General features: G+C 69.4%; 10 protein-coding genes and 1 pseudogene. 3 read left to right on the forward strand and 8 right to left on the reverse strand.

The window, feature by feature from the left end; genetic code table 11:
• The first annotated feature begins 9 nt into the window (after positions 1-9).
• On the forward strand, positions 10-903 hold the full coding sequence (locus ACFVWD_RS05205) for a LysR substrate-binding domain-containing protein (RefSeq protein WP_389594031.1): 894 nt from the start codon (positions 10-12) through the stop codon (positions 901-903).
• Here ACFVWD_RS05205 and ACFVWD_RS05210 read toward each other — a convergent pair.
• Positions 878-1,858, reverse strand: coding sequence for an Lrp/AsnC family transcriptional regulator (locus ACFVWD_RS05210; protein WP_389594032.1), 981 nt, complete (start codon positions 1,856-1,858; stop codon positions 878-880). The genes ACFVWD_RS05205 and ACFVWD_RS05210 overlap by 26 nt on opposite strands.
• A gap of 121 nt (positions 1,859-1,979) precedes the next feature.
• Here ACFVWD_RS05210 and ACFVWD_RS05215 point away from each other — a divergent pair, with 121 nt between their 5' ends.
• On the forward strand, positions 1,980-3,464 hold the full coding sequence (locus ACFVWD_RS05215; protein WP_389594033.1) for an MFS transporter: 1,485 nt from the start codon (positions 1,980-1,982) through the stop codon (positions 3,462-3,464).
• Between the two features lie 344 nt (positions 3,465-3,808).
• A complete protein-coding gene (locus ACFVWD_RS05220) occupies positions 3,809-5,635 on the forward strand; it encodes an AMP-dependent synthetase/ligase (protein ID WP_389594034.1) in 1,827 nt (608 codons plus the stop codon).
• 25 nt (positions 5,636-5,660) lie between these two features.
• On the opposite strand, the gene ACFVWD_RS05225 is transcribed toward ACFVWD_RS05220, so the two are convergent.
• The 7 genes and pseudogenes from ACFVWD_RS05225 to pqqC form a co-directional block, all read right to left on the reverse strand.
• The gene (locus ACFVWD_RS05225) at positions 5,661-7,688 is read right to left on the reverse strand and encodes a PQQ-dependent sugar dehydrogenase (protein WP_389594035.1); all 2,028 of its coding nucleotides are present in this window, start codon (positions 7,686-7,688) and stop codon (positions 5,661-5,663) included.
• A gap of 12 nt (positions 7,689-7,700) precedes the next feature.
• Entirely contained in the window at positions 7,701-13,202 is a 5,502-nt protein-coding gene (locus ACFVWD_RS05230; RefSeq protein ID WP_389594036.1) for a glycosyl hydrolase family 28 protein, read from the reverse strand.
• Positions 13,203-13,213: 11 nt separating this feature from the next.
• A complete protein-coding gene (locus tag ACFVWD_RS05235) occupies positions 13,214-14,008 on the reverse strand; it encodes a Tat pathway signal sequence domain protein (RefSeq protein ID WP_389594037.1) in 795 nt (264 codons plus the stop codon).
• Positions 14,009-14,015: 7 nt separating this feature from the next.
• A complete protein-coding gene (locus ACFVWD_RS05240; protein WP_389594038.1) occupies positions 14,016-15,215 on the reverse strand; it encodes a glycoside hydrolase family 105 protein in 1,200 nt (399 codons plus the stop codon).
• The gene (gene pqqE / locus ACFVWD_RS05245) at positions 15,212-16,297 is read right to left on the reverse strand and encodes a pyrroloquinoline quinone biosynthesis protein PqqE (RefSeq protein ID WP_389594039.1); all 1,086 of its coding nucleotides are present in this window, start codon (positions 16,295-16,297) and stop codon (positions 15,212-15,214) included. Before pqqE ends, ACFVWD_RS05240 begins: the two co-directional genes overlap by 4 nt.
• Entirely contained in the window at positions 16,294-16,548 is a 255-nt protein-coding gene (gene pqqD / locus ACFVWD_RS05250) for a pyrroloquinoline quinone biosynthesis peptide chaperone PqqD (RefSeq protein WP_389594040.1), read from the reverse strand. Before pqqD ends, pqqE begins: the two co-directional genes overlap by 4 nt.
• Before the next feature lie 308 nt (positions 16,549-16,856).
• A pseudogene (pqqC, locus tag ACFVWD_RS05255) lies at positions 16,857-17,567 on the reverse strand (pyrroloquinoline-quinone synthase PqqC); the annotation flags it as partial.
• Positions 17,568-17,678 lie beyond the last annotated feature (111 nt).

Raw genomic sequence — 17,678 nt, forward strand, 5'->3', positions numbered from 1 at the left:
CGTGGAGCTGTGTACGACCCCTCCCAACTGCGTACCTTCCTGGCGGTGGCCCAGACCCTGAGCTTCACGCAGGCCGCCCGGCGGCTCGGGCTGCGCCAGTCCACCGTCAGCCAGCACGTACGCCGCCTGGAGGACGCCGTGGGACGGCAACTGTTCTCGCGGGACACGCACTCCGTGGAGCTCACCGAGGACGGCGAGGCGATGCTCGGCTTCGCGCGCCGCATCCTGGCGGTGCACGAGCAGGCGACCGCCTTCTTCACGGGCACCCGTCTGCGCGGCCGGCTGCGTTTCGGCGCCTCCGAGGACTTCGTACTGACCCGGCTCCCGGAGATCCTGGAGGGCTTCCGGTACGACCATCCGGAGGTGGATCTGGAGCTGACGGTCGAGCTGTCCGGCACGCTGCACGAACAGCTCGCGGCGGGCAAGCTGGACCTGGTGCTGGCGAAGCGGCGGCCCGAGGACCCGCGCGGCGAGCTGGTCTGGCACGACCGCCTGGTGTGGATCGGCGCGGAACGCCTGCGGCTCGACCCCGACCGTCCGGTCCCCCTGATCGTCTACCCGCCCCCGGGCATCACCCGCGCCCTCGCCTTCGAAGCCCTGGAGCGCCAGGGCCGTGCGTGGCGCATCGCCTGCACCAGCGGCAGTCTGAACGCCCTCGTCGCGGCGGCCCGCGCGGGCCTCGGCGTGATGGCCCACTCGCGCGGACTGATCCCTCCCGGCCTCGTCCGCGTCCCGGACCGCGCGGGCCTGCCGGAACTGGGCGAGGTCGACTTCGTCCTGGTGCACGGGCAGCGGCGTACGTCCGCGCAGGGTGCGGCTGACGCCCTCGCGACCGCGATCCTGGGCGGCGGGGACCGGCTGCTCCGGGGCGGCGGGGCTAGCGCGTCGGTCTCGCGTACGTGAGTTGCTTGATGCGGCGCAGGAACGGGGTCGTCTCGACGTGCTGGACGCCTTCGAGGGTGCCGAGGCGGCCGCTGAGGTAGGCGTAGAGGCCCGCCGTGTCACGGGCGACGGCGGTGACGACGATGTTGGAGGGGCCGGCCGTCGCCGCGGCGAAGGCGATCTCGTCGTGGGTGGCGAGGGCCTCGCCGACGGAGTGCAGGGCCGCCGGGGCCGTGGTGATCCACAGGACGGCGGCGCAGGCGTAGCCGAGGGTCTCGGAGTGGTACTCGACGTCGACGTACACGGCGCCGGAGGCGAGCAGGGCGGCGAGGCGGCGCTTGACGACGGACTCGGAACGGCCGGTGGCGCGCTGGAGTTCGGGATAGGTGGCGCGTCCGTCGCGTTCGAGCGCGGCGACCAGCGGTTCGTCCTCGGGGTCGATCCGGACGGGGCCCGAGGGGTCGGAGAGCCGCGGCCGCAGCGCGGCGATCTGTTCGTCCGTCAGCGCGTCGAACCTGCTGGTCCAGCCCGTCGGTCCGCCGAAGAAGCGGTTCAGGATCTGGTGGGCGCGGATCTCCATGATGTTCGGGGTGCGCGGCAGCTTGCCGAGCAGCAGGTCGTCGTGGTCCCCGGGGCTGCGCGGCCGGGTCATGCAGACCACCTCGGTGCCGCCCGAGGCCAGTCCGATCCACGCGGTGTCCGGCCGCTTGGCCAGCGCCTCCGCGATCGTCTCCGCGCTGTCGGGCGCGCAGCGCAGCCGCAGCATCCACTGGCTCTGGCCGAGCCGTTCGGCGTCGCGCACCGCGACCACCCGCAGTCCGCCCTCGGCGGAGAGCCTGCGGAAGCGGCGCGCGATGGTCTGGTCGGAGACGCCCAGCACCGCCGCGATCCGGCTGAAGGGCGCGCGGGCGTCCAGTTCCAGCGCGGCCAGCAGTTGCAGATCGAGCCTGTCGAAGGTGTGGGATTCCATCTCCATGGGGGCCGTCCTTGTCGGATTCCGGCGATCCGATGCCCGAGGCCACCGCGATCACCCCTCAGGAGCTCATCGTACGGAGGCATACGCATCCACGGCACGGGGTTCTGGAGGAGTTGAGGACATGCGTACATGGGGGCCGCTCACGGCGGTGTGCCTGGGGACGTTCATGTTGTTGCTGGACGTGACGATCGCGGTCGTCGCGCTGCCGGACATGGCGCGGGCGCTGCACGCGTCGCTGAGTGATCTGCAGTGGGTGATCGACGGGTACGCGCTCGCGCTCGCCGCGCTGCTGCTGGGAGTGGGGGCCGCCGCCGACATTCTGGGACGGCGCCGGGTGCACGTGGCGGGCGTGGTGCTGTTCGCGGTGGCGTCGCTGCTGTGCGGGCTCGCGTCCGGGCCCGGGATGCTGGTGGCCGCGCGTGGGCTGCAGGGGGTGGGCGCGGCGGCGATGTTCGCGACGACCCTGCCGCTGCTCGGCTCGGTCTACCAGGGGCGGCAGCGGTCGACGGCGCTCGGGGTGTGGGGCGCGGTCAGCGGCGGCGCGGCGGCGGTCGGGCCGGTGCTCGGCGGGCTGCTCACCGAGGGGCCGGGCTGGCGGTGGATCTTCTTCGTGAACCTGCCGGTGAGCGTGGCCTCGGTGTGGCTGACGCTGCGGGTGGTGCCGGAGTCGCGCGGACCGCGCGGGATGCGCATCGACTGGGCGGGCACCGTCGCCTTCGCCTGCTTCGCCGGGGCGACCACGTACGGGGTGGTGCGGGCCGGGGCGGACGGCTGGACGTCGGGGGCGGTGACGGGCTCGTTCGGGACGGCGGCGCTGGCGCTGGTCGCGTTCGTCCTCGTCGAGCGGCGGGTCGCCCATCCGCTCCTGGACCTGTCGCTGCTGCGCAAGCCCGCGTTCGTGGGTGTGATGGCGGGCGCGCTCGCCTTCAACGGGGTGGCATTCGGTGTGATCCCGTACCTGTCCATCTGGATGCAGACCGTGCTGGGCATGAGCCCGGTGCGCGGTGGGCTCACCCTGCTCCCGCTGACCGGCGCGACGATGGTGGTCGCGATCCTCGCCGGGAAGCTGCTGCACGGGGTCCCGGCGCGGCTGACGATAGGAGGCGGGCTGCTCCTGGTCGGCTCGGGCGCGTTCTGCCAGGCCGTGCTGGACGCGGGCACGAGTTGGACGGTGCTGGTACCCGGCCTCGTCCTGGTCGGCATCGGCACGGGCTTCGTGTCCCCCGCCATCGCGGGCGCCGCGCTCGCCGCCGTACCGCCGGAGCGGGCGGGCATGGCGGGCGGCGCGGTGAACACGGTCCGCCAGCTGGGGTACGCGCTCGGGGTCGCCGTCTTCGGCACGGTGCTGACCTCCCGCATGCAGGACACGCTCTCGCACGACGCGGCCCACACCCTGGCCGGCGGCGGCGCCGGGGCACTGCGCGGCCCCCTCGCCGAGCACACCCTGCGGGCCGCGTTCGCCTCGGGGCTCGACTCGGCGGCGGTGGCGGCGGGCGTGACGGGGATGGTCGCCGGTGCGCTGGTACTGGTGTTGGTGCGGACGCCGCGCGCTGTGACGGACACGGCCGAGGCACCGGCGAAGCGGGCGACGGCGTCCCGCGCATGACACCGGTGAGGGCCCGGTCATGACACCGGCGGAGCCGGTTCCGGCGCCACCGGGACCGGCTCCGGCGGTAGCCGCACGGCGCGGAATCAGAACATCCGTGTCCGGTATTCGGCGCCCCGTGCCCCGTAGGAGGCTCGTACAGATTCCGTGGAGATTACGGGATCGAAACCTACGGAACCGTAAGGGATTCTGTCCGGCCCTTCCCCATGTGCGGGCATTTTCTCGGCTGACCTGTGCGTATGCCGCACACACCCCCGGCCGCCCCCCGCTCCGGCACCCCTCCCGCCCGACGGCGAGGTGGGGTAGCTTTCACGGCGCTGTGCGAAGCGCCACTAGGAGCGGGATTGCGCGAGTTCACCAACCCTCCGTTGGCGTCGGCGCCGCCGGTGGGCGGCCTGGCCGACGTCGTGTTCGACCATGCCCAGGAGGACCCGCTGCGGGCCGCGTTCGGCCGTAAGGACGAGAACGAACAGTGGCGCGATGTGACGGCCGCCGAGTTCCGTGACGAGGTCCTCGCACTTGCCAAGGGACTGCTCGCCCAGGGAATCCGATTCGGCGACCGGGTCGCGATCATGTCCCGTACCCGCTACGAATGGACACTCTTCGACTACGCGTTGTGGACGATCGGCGCCCACGTCGTCCCCATGTACTCGACGTCCTCGGCCGAGCAGGTCTTCTGGATGCTGCACGACGCGCAGGTGTCGGCCGCGGTGGTCGAGCACGAGGACCACGCGATGACCATCGCCACGGTGATCGACCGGCTTCCCCAGCTGCACAAGCTCTGGCAACTGGACTCGGGCGCGGTGCAGGAGCTCTACGAGGCGGGCGCGGGCATCGACGACGAGGTGGTGCACCGGCACCGGCGCGCCGTCACCCCCGAGTCGATCGCGACGATCATCTACACCTCGGGCACCACGGGCCGCCCCAAGGGCTGCGTCATCTCGCACGCCAACTTCATGGCCGAGGCGAGCACGGTCATCGGGCTCATGGAACCGATCTTCACCTCCAAGCGCGACAACCAGGCGTCCACACTGCTGTTCCTGCCACTCGCGCATGTCTTCGGGCGAATGGTCCAGGTCGCGGGAGTCCTCGGGAAGGTCAAGCTGGGCCATCAGCCGCAGATGCATGCCGCCGTGCTGCTGCCCGACCTGGCAGCGTTCCAGCCGACGTTCATCCTGGCGGTGCCGTACATCTTCGAGAAGGTCTTCAACGCGGCCCGCCGCAAGGCCGAGAAGGACGGAAAGTCCGGAGCCTTCGAGAAGGCCGTGGAGGTCGCGGTCCGCTACGCGGACGCGATCGAGGCGAAGGCGTGGGGGATCGGCGCCGGGCCGTCGGCGAGCCTGCGGATGCAGCACCAGTTCTTCGACAAGGTCGTCTACACCAAGATGCGCGCCGCCATGGGCGGCCGGGTCAGACACGCGGTGTCTGGCGGCTCCGCGATGGACCGTCGGCTCGGGCTGTTCTTCGCCGGCGCGGGCATCCAGATCTACGAGGGATACGGGCTCACCGAGACCACCGCCGCCGCGGTGGTCACCCCGCCCGAGCGGACCCGGTACGGGACGGTCGGCCAGGCCATTCCGGGCACGACCGTGCACATCGCGGACGACGGCGAGATCTGGCTGCACGGCGACAACATCTTCCAGGGCTATCTGAACGACCCCAAGGCCACCGACGCCGCACTGCACGACGGCTGGCTCGCCACCGGCGACCTCGGCACCCTCGATGAGGACGGCTTTCTCACCATCACCGGGCGCAAGAAGGAGATCCTGGTGACCTCCGGCGGCAAGAGCGTCTCGCCGGGCGTCCTGGAGGAGCGTGTCCGCGACCATCCGCTGGTCGCCCAGTGCATCGTGGTCGGCAACGACCGGCCGTACATCGCGGCACTCGTCACCCTCGACTCCGAGGCCGTCGAACACTGGCTCCAGATGCGGGGCAAGACGCGGCTGTCCCCGTCCGACCTGGTGCGCGACCCGGACCTGGAGACCGAGGTGCGGCGGGCGGTGGTCGCCGCGAACACCCTGGTCTCGCAGGCCGAGTCGATCCGTACGTTCCGGATACTGGCGAACCAGTTCACCGAGGAGCACGGGCTGCTGACGCCTTCGCTGAAGTTGAAGCGGAAGGCGATCGAGAACGCGTATGCGACGGAGGTGGAGGCGTTGTACCGGTCATGAGCCCGGTACAACACCTCCGGTCCGGCTAGTTGATGCTCACCTTGAAGATCTTGTCCGAGCCGTCCGCCGCTCCTCCGTTGTTGTCGCAGTTGGTGGTGGAGAGCCACAGCTGGTCCGCGCCGGGCACCTTGGTGACCGTGCGCAGGCGGCCGTAGGTGCCGACGTAGTACGCCGTCGGCGTGCCGACGTTCTCCGTGTCGCCGGTGATGGGGACGCGCCACAGGCGTTCGCCGCGCAGGGACGCCATGTAGACGACGTTGCGGACGATCGCGATGCCGCTGGGTGACGCCTCGGAGACGTTCCAGGTCGCCTTCGGGTTGGTCATCCCGGAGACGCTGCACGTGCCCTCGCAGGTCGGCCAGCCGTAGTTGGCGCCCGGTTTGATGAGGTTGAGTTCGTCCTTGGAGCTGTTGCCGAACTCGGCCTCCCACAGGCGGCCGTTGCGGTCGAAGGCGAGGCCCTGCGGGTTGCGGTGCCCATAGCTGTAGACGTAGTTGCCGAACGGGTTGCCGGGGGCGGCCTTGCCGTCCGTCGTCATCCGCAGGATCTTGCCGTTCAGCGACGTCTTGTCCTGGGCCAGTTCGGGTGTCTGAGCCTCACCGGTGGAGACGTACAGATAGCCGTCGGGGCCGAAGGCGAGGCGTCCGCCGTTGTGGTAGCGGTTCTTCTTGATGCCCTGGAGGAGGATCGTGTAGTTGGTGAGGGAGCTGCCGTCGTAGGTCATGCGCACGACGCGGTTGCCTTCGGAGGCCGTGTGCATGAAGTACACGTAGTGGTTGGTCGCCCACTTCGGGTCGACGGCCACACCCAGCAGTCCGCCCTCGCCGTTCGTGGTGACGGCGTTCGGCACGGTTCCGACCTGGGTCCTCGTGCCGTCCTTGGTGACCTTCCAGACCCGGAAGTCGTCCCGCTCGGTGACCAGCGCCGTCTGTCCGTCGGGCATCCAGTACGTGCCCCACGGGATCGTCCAGCCGCTGGAGACAGTCCCGATGGATGAGGGGACCCCGCCGTCGGTGGCACAGGCCTTGGTCGTGAACGTGACCGTGTTGCTCTGCGGCGACACGTTGCCGGCCGCGTCCCGCGCCACCACGTTCAGCGTGTAGGGGCTGTTGCAGGCGAGTCCGGTGAGCGTGGTCGACGTGCCGGTGACGCTCTTGTAGACCGTCGTGTCGCTGCGCACGTCGTAGCCGACGACCGCCTTGTCGTCGGTCGAGGCGCCCCAACTCAGGTCGGCGCTGGTGGCCGTGACGTTCGAGGAGGTGAGGGTGCCGGGTTCGCCGGGCGGGGTGGTGTCGGAGCTTGGCCGAGTCGTGCAGTCGACGACAGGGCTGGCCTGGGAGGCGTTGCCGGCCGCGTCGCGGGCGATGACGGTGAGGTTGTAGGTGGTGTTCGGACTCAGGCCGGTGAGCACCTTGGAGGTCGCGTCGCCGGCCGCCTCGCCGAGCTTGTTGCCGTGCTCGTAGAGGTCGTACGCGGCCACGCCGACGTTGTCCGTGGAGGCGCCCCAGGAGAGGGTGAGGGCGTCCTCGCCGATGGCCGAGCAGCTCGGCTGGCCGGGTCGCGACGGGGCCTGGGTGTCCGCCGACGCACCGACGCCGACGCGGTCGAGGTTGGGGCCGCCGTTCGCCGTGGTGGCGGTCGCGCGGATCTTGTTGGAACCCGCGTCGAGCTGGACGTTCACACTCTTCGTCGCCCAGGTGTTCCAGTCGGTGGTGGCCGGGAAGGAGACCCCGGAGGCGACGACCGTGCCGTTGACGGAGAGGTCCATCGGGCGGTCGGTGCTCGTGCCGTTGGCGTAGCGCAGGGCCAGCGAGGAGGCGCCGGCCGTGGCCGCGCTCACCGTGAACTCCACGTACGAGCCGGTGATGTTGGTGTAGTCGACGAAGCCGGTGCCCGTGTAGCCGGTGTGGTTGGTGGCGACGGCGCCCTGCGAGATGGTGGCGTCCTCGGCCTGGTAGTCGGTGGCCGCCCGCGCCGTCGTGCCGGTCAGTGCGACGAGCGGCACGGCCAGGACGAGCGAGAGGCACCAGGGCAGCGCTCTGTTGAGTTTCATGGGTTCGTCCCCTCAGCCCGTGTACTGGGCGAAGACCTTGAGGTAGTCGTACGGCTGCTGCGACACGCCGCTGCAGGAGTCACCGTCGGAGCCGGAGCCGCAGGCCCGGTCGCGGTTCACCGACCAGTAGGTGAGACGCCCGATGTGGTGCTGCTGGGCGTAGGCGAGCATGGTCTTGAAGTCGGCGACGCGGACGAGTTCGCCGGAGTCGTCGGTCTTGCCGTTCATGGACGACAGGCCGATGTGCGCGTACGCCGTCGCGTCGCTGTATCCATAAGCCGACTTGACTCGCGCTTTGAGGCCCTCCATGGCCTGGGTGGTGAGCGTGCCCATGTTCGTGGTGCCGCCGCCGAAGTCGAACGGCATGATGCACCAGATGTCGTTCGCCAGGCCCGAGGCGGCACCCCGCTTGATCATGTCAACGCCGGTGGAGTCCGGGCCGCTGGTCGTCGTACCGAACGTGATGATCGTCTTGAGGCCGGAGTTGCCGGCCTTCACGATCTTCAGCGCGTCGATCACGCGTTGCCGGACGGTGGCGTTGCTCCACTCGGTGTTCTCGATGTCGATGTCGATGACCTTGAGGCCGTAGGCGTTGATGACCTTCTGGTAGGCACCCGCGAGCGCCGAGGCGCTGGAACACTTCTCGCCGAGTTTGGCGCCGCTCCAGCCGCCGATGGAGACGACGACGTCACCGCCGGCCGAGCGGATCGCGTTGATCTTCGACTGGTCGTTGCCGCCGGTCAGCGGGCGCGAGCCGTCCCACTTCGGGTTGCAGGAGCCGTCGGAGAGGACGAACGCGAGCGTGAACCACTTCACCCCGGTCGCCGACATGACCGACGTCGGGTTCTGCGGGCTGCCCCAGCCGAGGTACTCGTAGGGCGCCACCGCCATGCCGGGTGAGGCCGCCGCGGCCTTCAGGGCGGTGCTCACCGGCTTCACCCGGATCAGGCGTGTCTCCCCCGGGCGCAGGGTCGCGCTGTACGAGTCGGCGATCGTGCCCTTGTGGGAGCCCGACCACAGGTCCGTGACGTCACCGGAGCCGGTGAAGCCGACCTGGGACCAGTTCACGCTGACCGTGGAGTTGCCGGACGTACCGGTGTTGAAGAGCGCGACGACGTACTGCCCGTCGCTCTCCTTCTTGCTCCAGACCTGCTTGACCCCGCTGCTCACGATCCGCTTCGCGGCGACGCCGTCCTGGTCGACGCCGATGAGCCGGTCGTTGGTCAGCATCGGTTTGTCGACGGAGTCGAGGTTCGTCAGGTCCGTGCCGAGGAGCAGGGGCGCGCCCGCCATCGCCCACAGGGTGAAGTGTGAGCGGCGCTGGTCCGCGGTGAGGCCCGCCTGGTCGCCGTTGCCGATCTCCAGCGAGTCGAGGTCGTTCCAGCCGCCCGGTCCCGCATACGCCTGCCAGTTGGCGGCCGAGGTGAAGCGGGCGGAGACGTGGGACCAGTCGGTCAGCGGATAGCCGCTGCCGTTGGCGCCCGAGCCGCAGTAGCACTCGACGTCGCCCTGGGTGCGCCAGCTGTTCGCCAGGGACTTCCAGGTGGAGGCATTGGCGATCGGCAGGTTGTTGGAGAGGGCGAAGGTGATGGGCCGGCCGGTGGCCCGCAGTGCCTTGTCCCAGGCCTGGACGTCGGGGATGTCGGCACTGCCCACGCCGTCGATCTTCAGGTAGTCGACTCCCCAGGAGGCGAACTGCCTGGCCCATGAGTTCACGAACTCCTGGGCGCCCGGCTTCCCGTAGTCGATGTAGTACATGTTCTTGCAGTTGTAGTTCTTCTCGGTCTTCGTGGTGTCCGCGATGTCGGCCGCGTGGTACGAGGTCCCCTCGATCGGTGTGTTCTTGGTGACGGCGTTCTTGGCGATGCCCGGCGTGACGTAGAAGCCGAACTTCAGTCCCTTGGAGTGGATGTAGTCGGCCAGCGCCTTGATCCCGGAGGGGAATTTGGCGGTGTCGACGCTCCAGCGTCCGTAGGAGTCGACGACGAATCCGTTCGCGTCGCACTTCTGCCAGAAGTCGTCGAGGTTGATGTGGACGAAGCCGTGGTCCTTGAATCCGCTCGCGACGAGCGCGTCTGCCTGGGCCTTGATCTTCGCCTCGGTCGGCCAGCGGCGCACGAAACTCCAGCTGCTCCAGCCCATGGCGGGGCGGAGGGACTGACCGTTGTCCGAGAAGGTACCGAACGAGGGCGGGGACGTGGACCTGGACGTGGCCGCCGGGGTGGCGTACGACGTGCCGATCCAGGCCTCGTCGATCCGCAGCCGCTTGTAGCGGGTGGTGTCGGTGGACGCGGCCCAGGTGGTGTCGACTTCGAGGCGTACGTAACGGGCGTTGGCGGCGGTCAGGTCGATCCCCTGGATGCCGCGCCGACTGGCGAGCTGACCGGTCTTGACCGCGCTGCCCCAGGTGGACCCGTCGTTGCTGAGGAACACCTTGTAGTCCTTGATACGTGCGGACTGCTCGGTGTCGGAGCGCGCGTAGGCGACGGAGTCCTCGCGCTGGTTGAGGCCGATGTACTGGACCTTCTTCGCGCTGCCGAGGTCGAAGGTGAGGTTGACGGGCAGCGTCTTGTTGCTGTCCCAGTAGGTGAGGTAGTCGCCGTCGCCCGCGGCCGCCGCGCCGTGACCGCTCGCCGAGGCGCTCGCGGACATCGTGACGCCGGACGCGATGCCCTGGCGGCCACCCGTGGTGACCTTGAAGACGGTGTCGTACGGGTCCCAGTTCGCCAGGCCGGTCAGGGTGAGCACGCCGCCCGACTGGGACCACGAAACGGCCGCCCCTGTACGGAGGTTGGTGACGGAGGCGATGCGGTAGCCGTTGTCGCGGATGCGCAGGGTGCTGGTGCTGGGCGGGGTCAGTACGTGGATGTAGTGGAGGTCGGGGTCGGTCTTGCTGACCGTGGTGACGCCGTGGGCCCCGTCGTTCCAGAAGCCGGGCTTGAGGCCGCCGTACATGTAGCCGCCGCCCTCGGTGCCGTGCAGCGACTGCCAGATGGGGCCGAGGTAGGAGTTGGCGAAGTTGTTGAAGGCCTCCTGATTCGACGGGAACTTACCGTTGACCTGCGCGGTCTCGGCCATCAGCGCCTTCACGGACGAGCCCGCGTTGGTGATCAGCCGGCCGAGGGTGAGCATCTTGTCGACGGACGGGTTGGAGCCGTCGTACCACCACGCTCCGCTCGACGGCAGCTTGAAGTCGGCCTCGGTGAGGCGGGGCCCAGCCGTGTAGACGGCCTGGGGGTAGTCGTAGGACGGGGTCATGCCCGTCTTCTGCTCATTGCTGATCATGTCCATGATCGGCGTGTCTTCGTTGTTGTTGCTGAGCGTGTAGTTCGGGCGCTTCTGCTGGATCTGCGCGTAGAGGTCGTGGCTCTCCCAGTACGCGTTGTCGTTGTCGATCCAGAAGCCGCCGAGGTCCGGGTAGCGGTCCATGACCTCGAAGAAGTTGTCGTAGCTGAAGCGGCCGAAGCCGTCGCGGGTGGTGAGGTCGACGTCGGTGCCCTTGTAGGCGGAGTACGCGGCCGAGTCGAGCCATTCGTGACCGCCCTCGTCGTGCCACTGGGGGTCGTCGGTCATATAGAGGATGACCTTGAGCCCCTTGGCCTTGGCTGCCGTGATCAGCTCACCGAGGAAGTCCCGCTTGGTGGAGCAACTGCCAGGGATCTTCGAGGGCCAGGGGCGGGCGTAGCCGAGGCGGCTGTGGAAGGTGGCGAGGACGAGGTATTGGGTGTGCAGTTTCTGGGCCTCGTTCACCCAGTAGTCGGGGGTCCAGCCGCCGTTGGTGACGTCGTTCTCCCAGCCGGTGCAACTGGTGTGGGCGGGGGCGGTGCGTTCGCCCCAGTGCAGGAAGAGTCCGCCGACGGAGCCTCGCAGGAAGGCCTGGCGTGGGTTTTCGAGGTCGAGCGGTTTCACACCTGTGTGGGGCTGCTGCACGGCTCTGGTCGTCACCGCCGTGCTCTTGGCTGCCGTACCGCAGTTCTCACCGGAGCCGCTGTTGGAGACCCTCAGCGTGCCGCCCGAGGTGTTGTGGCTGTCTGTCAGGCAGTAGCCGGTGACGTTCTGGAAGCCCATGTCGTGGGGTGAGTTGCTCCCCCGCTGGGCCGTGAACCGGGTGAACCTGATCCCGTTCGCGGCGTTCGCGATGAAGGCCGGGCGTCCGTCGTCGGCCGCGTACTTCACCGAGCTGTCCGTGAAGGTGACGTTGTCGGCGTTGTGGAGGTACCAGCCGTACGCGGGCCGCGTGCCGATGGCCTTCGGGTTGTAGTCGCCCGGGTCGTTGCTCGGCACGGCGGTGGACATGGTGCCGTTGCCGCCGGGAACGGTGATGTTGACGTTGGTGAAGGTGACCCCGTTGATCCGGTGGCCGCTCTCGCCCCACAGCGTCGGACTGAAGGACGGACTCACCCCGGTCGCCGTGATGTTGTCGTACGTGACGTTGCTGATCGAGCCGACGCCGGGACTGTTGCCGCAGCGCTTTCGGGTGCCGATCTTCTGCATGATCGGCGAGTGGACGCCGGTCATGGTGATGTCTCGGTAGTGGACGTCGGAGATCTTCGCGCCGTCCATGGAGACCATGCCGAGCCCGGACTTGTCGGAGCCCTCGATGCGGATCTTGGCGAACTGGTAGTCGGAGAAGTCGCCGCAGGTCTCGGAGCCGAACATCAGGGCGTTGCAGCACACTGCCGACAGATAGGAATCGCTCACCCGCACATGGCCGTTGGGGAGCTTGGCGCCGAGCGCGTAGTCGCTCTTGAAGACGAGGGCGTCGTCGTTGGCCTTGATGTTGGCGTTCGTGACCGTGACGTTGGTCGTGCTGATGATGTTCCAGCCGTCGCGGTCGCTCGCGGTGTCGATGGTCAGGTGGTCCGAGGTGACGTTCGTACAGCCGTTGATGAGGGCCGCGAAGTGGCCGCCCCTGCGGAGGGTGAGTCCGTCGCCGAGGCGCAGGCCGTCGCAGCGGGTCAGCGAGAGGATCTTGTCGGCCTCGCCGGACTTGGGGTTGCCGGTGATGAGGTTGCCGAGGCCGTCGATGACGCCCTCGCCCACGAAGCCGATGTTCTTCAGCTTGTCGCCGTAGATCATCGCGTTGTGGAAGTGGCTGTGCCCGTAGTCCTGGTAGGCGTCGTTGGGGTTGGTCTCGGGCGGGTCGTAGGTGTCCGCGCTGGAGCCCTGGATCGTCGCGCCCTTGTCGACCTGGAGCGTGACATCACTCTTCATGTGGATGGTGTTCTTGGACTTGTACTGGCCGGCCGGGAAGCGGACCGTGCCGCCGCCGGCCGCGTTCGCCGCGGTGACGGCCTTGTTGATGGCGGGGGTGTCGTTGGTGGAGCCGTCGCCCTTGGCTCCGTAGTCGTGGACGTCGAAGACGGCGGCGTGGGGCGCTTTGGCGGATGTGGACGTGGGTGCGGTGGCGGTTCGGGGAGCCGCGAGGGCCCCGGGGTGGGTCAGGCCGAGCACGACGGCGAAGGCGAAGAAGACGCTCGCCGCCCAACTCCGCTTTCTCATAGGGGGTTTCATGGAACGGCTCCTCACACCAGTTGGTAGCCGCGCAGGTTGGTCAGCAGCAGGTAGCAGTCCTGCAGGGACCCGGAGGTGTCGCCGAGGGACCGGTAGATGCCCCACTTGGGACGCACCCGGTCGGCGAGGAAGGTGTCGACGCCGGACTTGGACGCGTCGATGACGGTGGTGGAGCCGTTCTTGAGGATCCAGCGGATGGTGCCCGCGGAGCCGTTGCCGACCTTGATCTGGAAGTCGACGTCGATCCATTTGTTCTGCAGCGGCTCCAGATCGGTGCGGCCAACGAGGATGTCGTCGATCGCGAGCTTCAGCTCGATGGTCTGCACCCCGTTCACCCGCCGCAGCGACTGCACGACAATGGGCGAGGTGCCGGTGCCGGGCTGCTTCATCTGCATGATGTGGGTGAAGGTGGTGGTCGCCTTCAGCGAGCTCGGGATGTACATCGAGTACGTGACCCGCCAGGTCTGGCCCACGGTCCACTTGAGGTAGTCACTGCCGCTGCCGTTACGCAGGCCCGTGACTTCTTGGCGCTGGCGGTCCGTCGAGGTGTCGCGGTCGACCGTGTGCATGTTGAAGCGCCAGTTGTCGCCGGTGGCGAAGATGTGCGGCTGCCCCGCGGGGTGCGAGTCGGCGCGGTCGTCCTCGATCGTCTCGAAGGCGCCGAGCTTGTCGCTGCTCGCCGATGGGGACCACTTCAGCTGCCAGGAGGCGGCGTGGGCGGCGGTGGCCGTCGCCGGGATGCCGACCGCGGCTCCGGCGGCGCCGCCGAGCGCCGCGCCGAGCAGGGTTCTTCTGGTGGTGCTCATGACTGACTCACCTCGTCCTGAGTGGGTGGGCTGTGAGCTGTTCGTTCATGATCAGAAAGGCGCCGAGGCCGTGGAAGTCGTTCGTGGCCAGGTCGCGGGCGATGTAGTACGCGTAGTCGCCGACGTTGGTGCCGATGGAGATGTCGGTGAGATTGGTGCGGCCGTCGGAGCCGACCGAGACCCTGGCGAGGACGCCCTGGTATCCGCGCCCGGCGACGGACGCGTAGTGCGGGTCGAGGTAGCCCTGCTGGGCGCCGCGCGAGAGGGCGTAGGTGAACATGCTGGAGCAGGACGTCTCGGTCCAGTTGTCGCTGCGGGCGCCCTTGTCGATCACCTGGAACCAGCGGCCGGTGGCCGGGTCCTGGTACTTCTCCAGACCTGCGGCCAACCTCCGGAAAATGCCGACCAGTTGGGCTCGTCGCGGATGGTTGACCGGGATCGCGTCGAGTACGTTGACGATCGCCATCGCGTACCAGCCGACCGCCCGGCACCAGTGCTCCGGGGCGAGACCGGTCGCGGGGTCTGCCCAGCTCGCCGTCTTCGACTCGTCGTAGGCGTGCTTCAACAGGCCGTTCGTCACCTGGAGATGGCTGCCGTAGACGTAGAGCTGCTTGGCGGCCTCGTCGTTCGCGTAGGCCGCGTCCCCGAACTCCTTGCCGTACTCGACGAGGAACGGGTTCACCATGTAGACGCCGTCCGACCAGAGTTGGTGGGCCCGGCTGCTGGTGTCGGCGTGCCAGAAGCCTCCGTCGGAGGTGCGTGGGTAGGTGTTCAGACGGTTCCGGATCTTCAGGGCCGCCTTGCGGTAGCGGTCCTGGCCCGTCTCGTGGTGCAGGATCGTCAGCAGCCGGCCCGCCTGCATGCTGTCGAGGCTGTTGAAGCTCTGGCCGATCGAACCGTCGCTCGACACGAAGCGGTCGACATAGCTCTTGATGTAGGCGAGATAGCGGGCGTCGTGCGTGCGCTTGTAGGTGAGGTACTGGCCGTAGAGGTACAGCCCGACCGGGTACGACCAGCCGCCGATCGTGCCCGGGGTGTAGCGGGCCATGGTCGAGTCGATCAGTGCGACGGACCAGTCCTGGGCGGCGACGGGCCTTCCAGCAGGTGCTGGGGGCAGAGGTGCTGGGGGTGCGGTGGCGGCCACCGTGGTCAGGCCGGCGGTGGTGAGCACGCCCGCCATCAGCGCTGCCCGCAGTCGTCGTCTCATGTTCCTCCCTCTCGGTAGGCGTAGGCGGAGTTCCTGAGCGGTGCCTCGTCGACGAGCGCGCGGACGAGGTGGTGGTCGGGTGCGTGGCGGCAGGCCGGGTCGGTGCGGGAGGCGTCGCCGGTGAGCGCGTACGCCTGACAGCGGCAGCCGCCGAAGTCGGTCGTGCGCAGGGCACAGCCGCGACAGGGGTCCGGCATCCAGGCCTCGCCCCGGTAGGCGTTGAAGGCATTCGACTCGCGCCAGATCCAGTCGAGCCGGTGTGCGCGCACGTTCGGCGCGTCGAGTGCGGGGAGTGTCGCGGCGGAGGGGCACGGGAGCGCGGTGCCGTCCGGGGCGACGGTCAGGGAGACTGCTCCCCAGCCACCCATGCAGGGTTTCGCGGTGGCGTCGAGAAGGTCGGGCGCTACCCAGACCAGTTCGAGGCGGCCGGTGAGTTGTTCGCGCCGACGGCGCACCGTGACGCGGGCCCGTTCGGCCTGGTCCCGGGTCGGCAGCAGGGCGGTGCGATTGCGGGCGGCCCAGCCGTAGTACTGCGTGTGGGCGAGCTCGATCCGGTCGGCGCCCCAGGCGAGGGCGAGCGTGATCAGGTCGTCGACGGCGTCGATGTTGGCCCGGTGCAGTACGACGTTCAGGCCGAGTGGCAGCCCTGACGCCCGCACCAGCCTTGCGGCGCGCTCCTTGGCGGTGAACGCGCGGGCCCCCGCGATGAGTTCGGCGGCTCCGGGATCGGTGTGCTGTACGGAGAGCTGGACGCTGCGCAGTCCCGCGTCCAGCAGCTCCGCGAGCCTTCGCTCGTGCAGGCCCACACCGCTGGTGACGAGCTGGGTGTAGAGGCCCGCGGTGTCGGCGGCGGCGACGATCCGGGCGAGATCGCGCCTGAGGAGGGGTTCACCCCCGGACAGGTGGGTCTGGACAACGCCCAGGTCAGCGGCTTGACGAAATACGTCGGCCCATTGTTCGGCGGTCAGCTCTCTTGACCGACTGATCAGTTCGACGGGGTTGGAGCAATACGCGCAGCGCAGCGGGCAGCCGTGGGTGAGTTCGGCCAGCAGCGCCCAGGGGGGATCGACGGTCGCGCTCATCGCAGCCAGCCCTCCTCGCGCAACGCCGAGAGGAATCGGGGCACTTCGTCGGCGACCGGCGCGCCGGGGAACCTTTCGGCGAGCGCGGCGACGATCTCGGGCACCTCACGGTTGCCGTCGCAGAGCCGGACGACACTCCCGGCGTGGCCGCGCAGGACGACGACGCGTTCGGGCATGAGGAGCAAGTCGGTCCGGCGGACAGGATCATGACGGAGCATCACGGGGCGGGCGAGAGCGGGGCGCCAGGTCACGGCGGGCCCCCTGCGGGGCCGGGTACCACCGGGGTGTCCGTGTGCACGGGCGGACCGGGATGCCGGACCTGCGCAGGCGCCGGACCGGGATGCCGGACCTGCGCAGGCGAGCCCGGCGCCTGTGCGGACAAGGCATCCCCCGGCAACCCGCCGGAGGCACCCGGCAGGTGAACCGGACCTCTCCCCGACGCATCCGGATGGCCGCGACCCGGCGCGCGCGGCAGGCTGCCCTCCGGTGCGGCGGCCGGGTCGCCCCGGGGTCCACCCCCCGACACCCCGTCCGACGTGCCCGTCGGCGCGGAGTCGCTCGCGCGGTCCACCGCGTCCAGGAGCGCCCACAGCACCTCGCACTTGAACGTCAGCGCCGCCACGGCCCGTTCCTGCTGCTCACGGGTGCGGGCCCAGCCCTGGACCAGGGCGAGCGCCTCCTCGCTGTCACGGCCGCCCTGCCCGATGCGGGTACGGAAGTACGCGAGCCCCCCGGCCTCGATCCAGGGGTAATACCGCTCGAACGCGGCGATCCGCGCGCGCATCAGCCCCGGTGCGGACAGTTCCGTGAGGGAGGCGGCGACCGCGTCCAGCGCGGGGCGCAGGCGGCAGAAATTGACGTAGCCCTCGACCGCGAGCCGGACGCCGGGCAGCACCCGGGCGGCGTCGCACAGCGCCGGGCGTCCGAGACCGGCGGCCTCGCCCAGCCGCAGCCAGCGTTCGATGCCGCCCCGCCCGGCGGCCGTGCCGTCGTGGTCCTGGATCCTGCGGACCCACATCCGCCGCAGTGCGGGATCGTCGAACTTGGCCAGGATCAGGGCGTCCTTGACGGGGATGTGGCGTTGATAGTGGAAGCGGTTGGTGATCCAGCGGCGCAGCTCGGCCGGGGTCAACTCGCCCTGGTGCATACGGACGTTGAAGGGATGACGGTCGTGGTAGCGGTCCTCGGCGACGGCGCGCAGCCGCTCGGTGAACTCGGCGGTTCCCCAAGGGGCCGCGGCACCGTCGTCGCGCGCCGGTGTCGCGGTCACGGTCCGACAGCCGCGGGGCTAGGTCCTGTCGTCACATTCCCGTCGTCCGCCCGGAGGGCGGGCCCTGCGGCGTCATGGGGGTCCCCCCTGCTCGAGCGGAGTCGAGAGCTT

The sequence above is a fragment of the Streptomyces sp. NPDC058086 genome, from assembly GCF_042885015.1.
In the GTDB taxonomy this organism is placed as follows: domain Bacteria; phylum Actinomycetota; class Actinomycetes; order Streptomycetales; family Streptomycetaceae; genus Streptomyces.

What these genes read in the sequence shown, in the direction of transcription:
- ACFVWD_RS05210 (WP_389594032.1), bottom strand. Translation starts at nt 1,858, where the DNA reads ATGGAGATGGAATCCCACACCTTCGACAGGCTCGATCTGCAACTGCTG.
- ACFVWD_RS05215 (WP_389594033.1), top strand. Translation starts at nt 1,980, where the DNA reads ATGCGTACATGGGGGCCGCTCACGGCGGTGTGCCTGGGGACGTTCATG.
- ACFVWD_RS05225 (WP_389594035.1), bottom strand. Translation starts at nt 7,688, where the DNA reads ATGAAACTCAACAGAGCGCTGCCCTGGTGCCTCTCGCTCGTCCTGGCC.
- ACFVWD_RS05230 (WP_389594036.1), bottom strand. Translation starts at nt 13,202, where the DNA reads ATGAAACCCCCTATGAGAAAGCGGAGTTGGGCGGCGAGCGTCTTCTTC.
- ACFVWD_RS05235 (WP_389594037.1), bottom strand. Translation starts at nt 14,008, where the DNA reads ATGAGCACCACCAGAAGAACCCTGCTCGGCGCGGCGCTCGGCGGCGCC.
- ACFVWD_RS05240 (WP_389594038.1), bottom strand. Translation starts at nt 15,215, where the DNA reads ATGAGACGACGACTGCGGGCAGCGCTGATGGCGGGCGTGCTCACCACC.
- pqqE (WP_389594039.1), bottom strand. Translation starts at nt 16,297, where the DNA reads ATGAGCGCGACCGTCGATCCCCCCTGGGCGCTGCTGGCCGAACTCACC.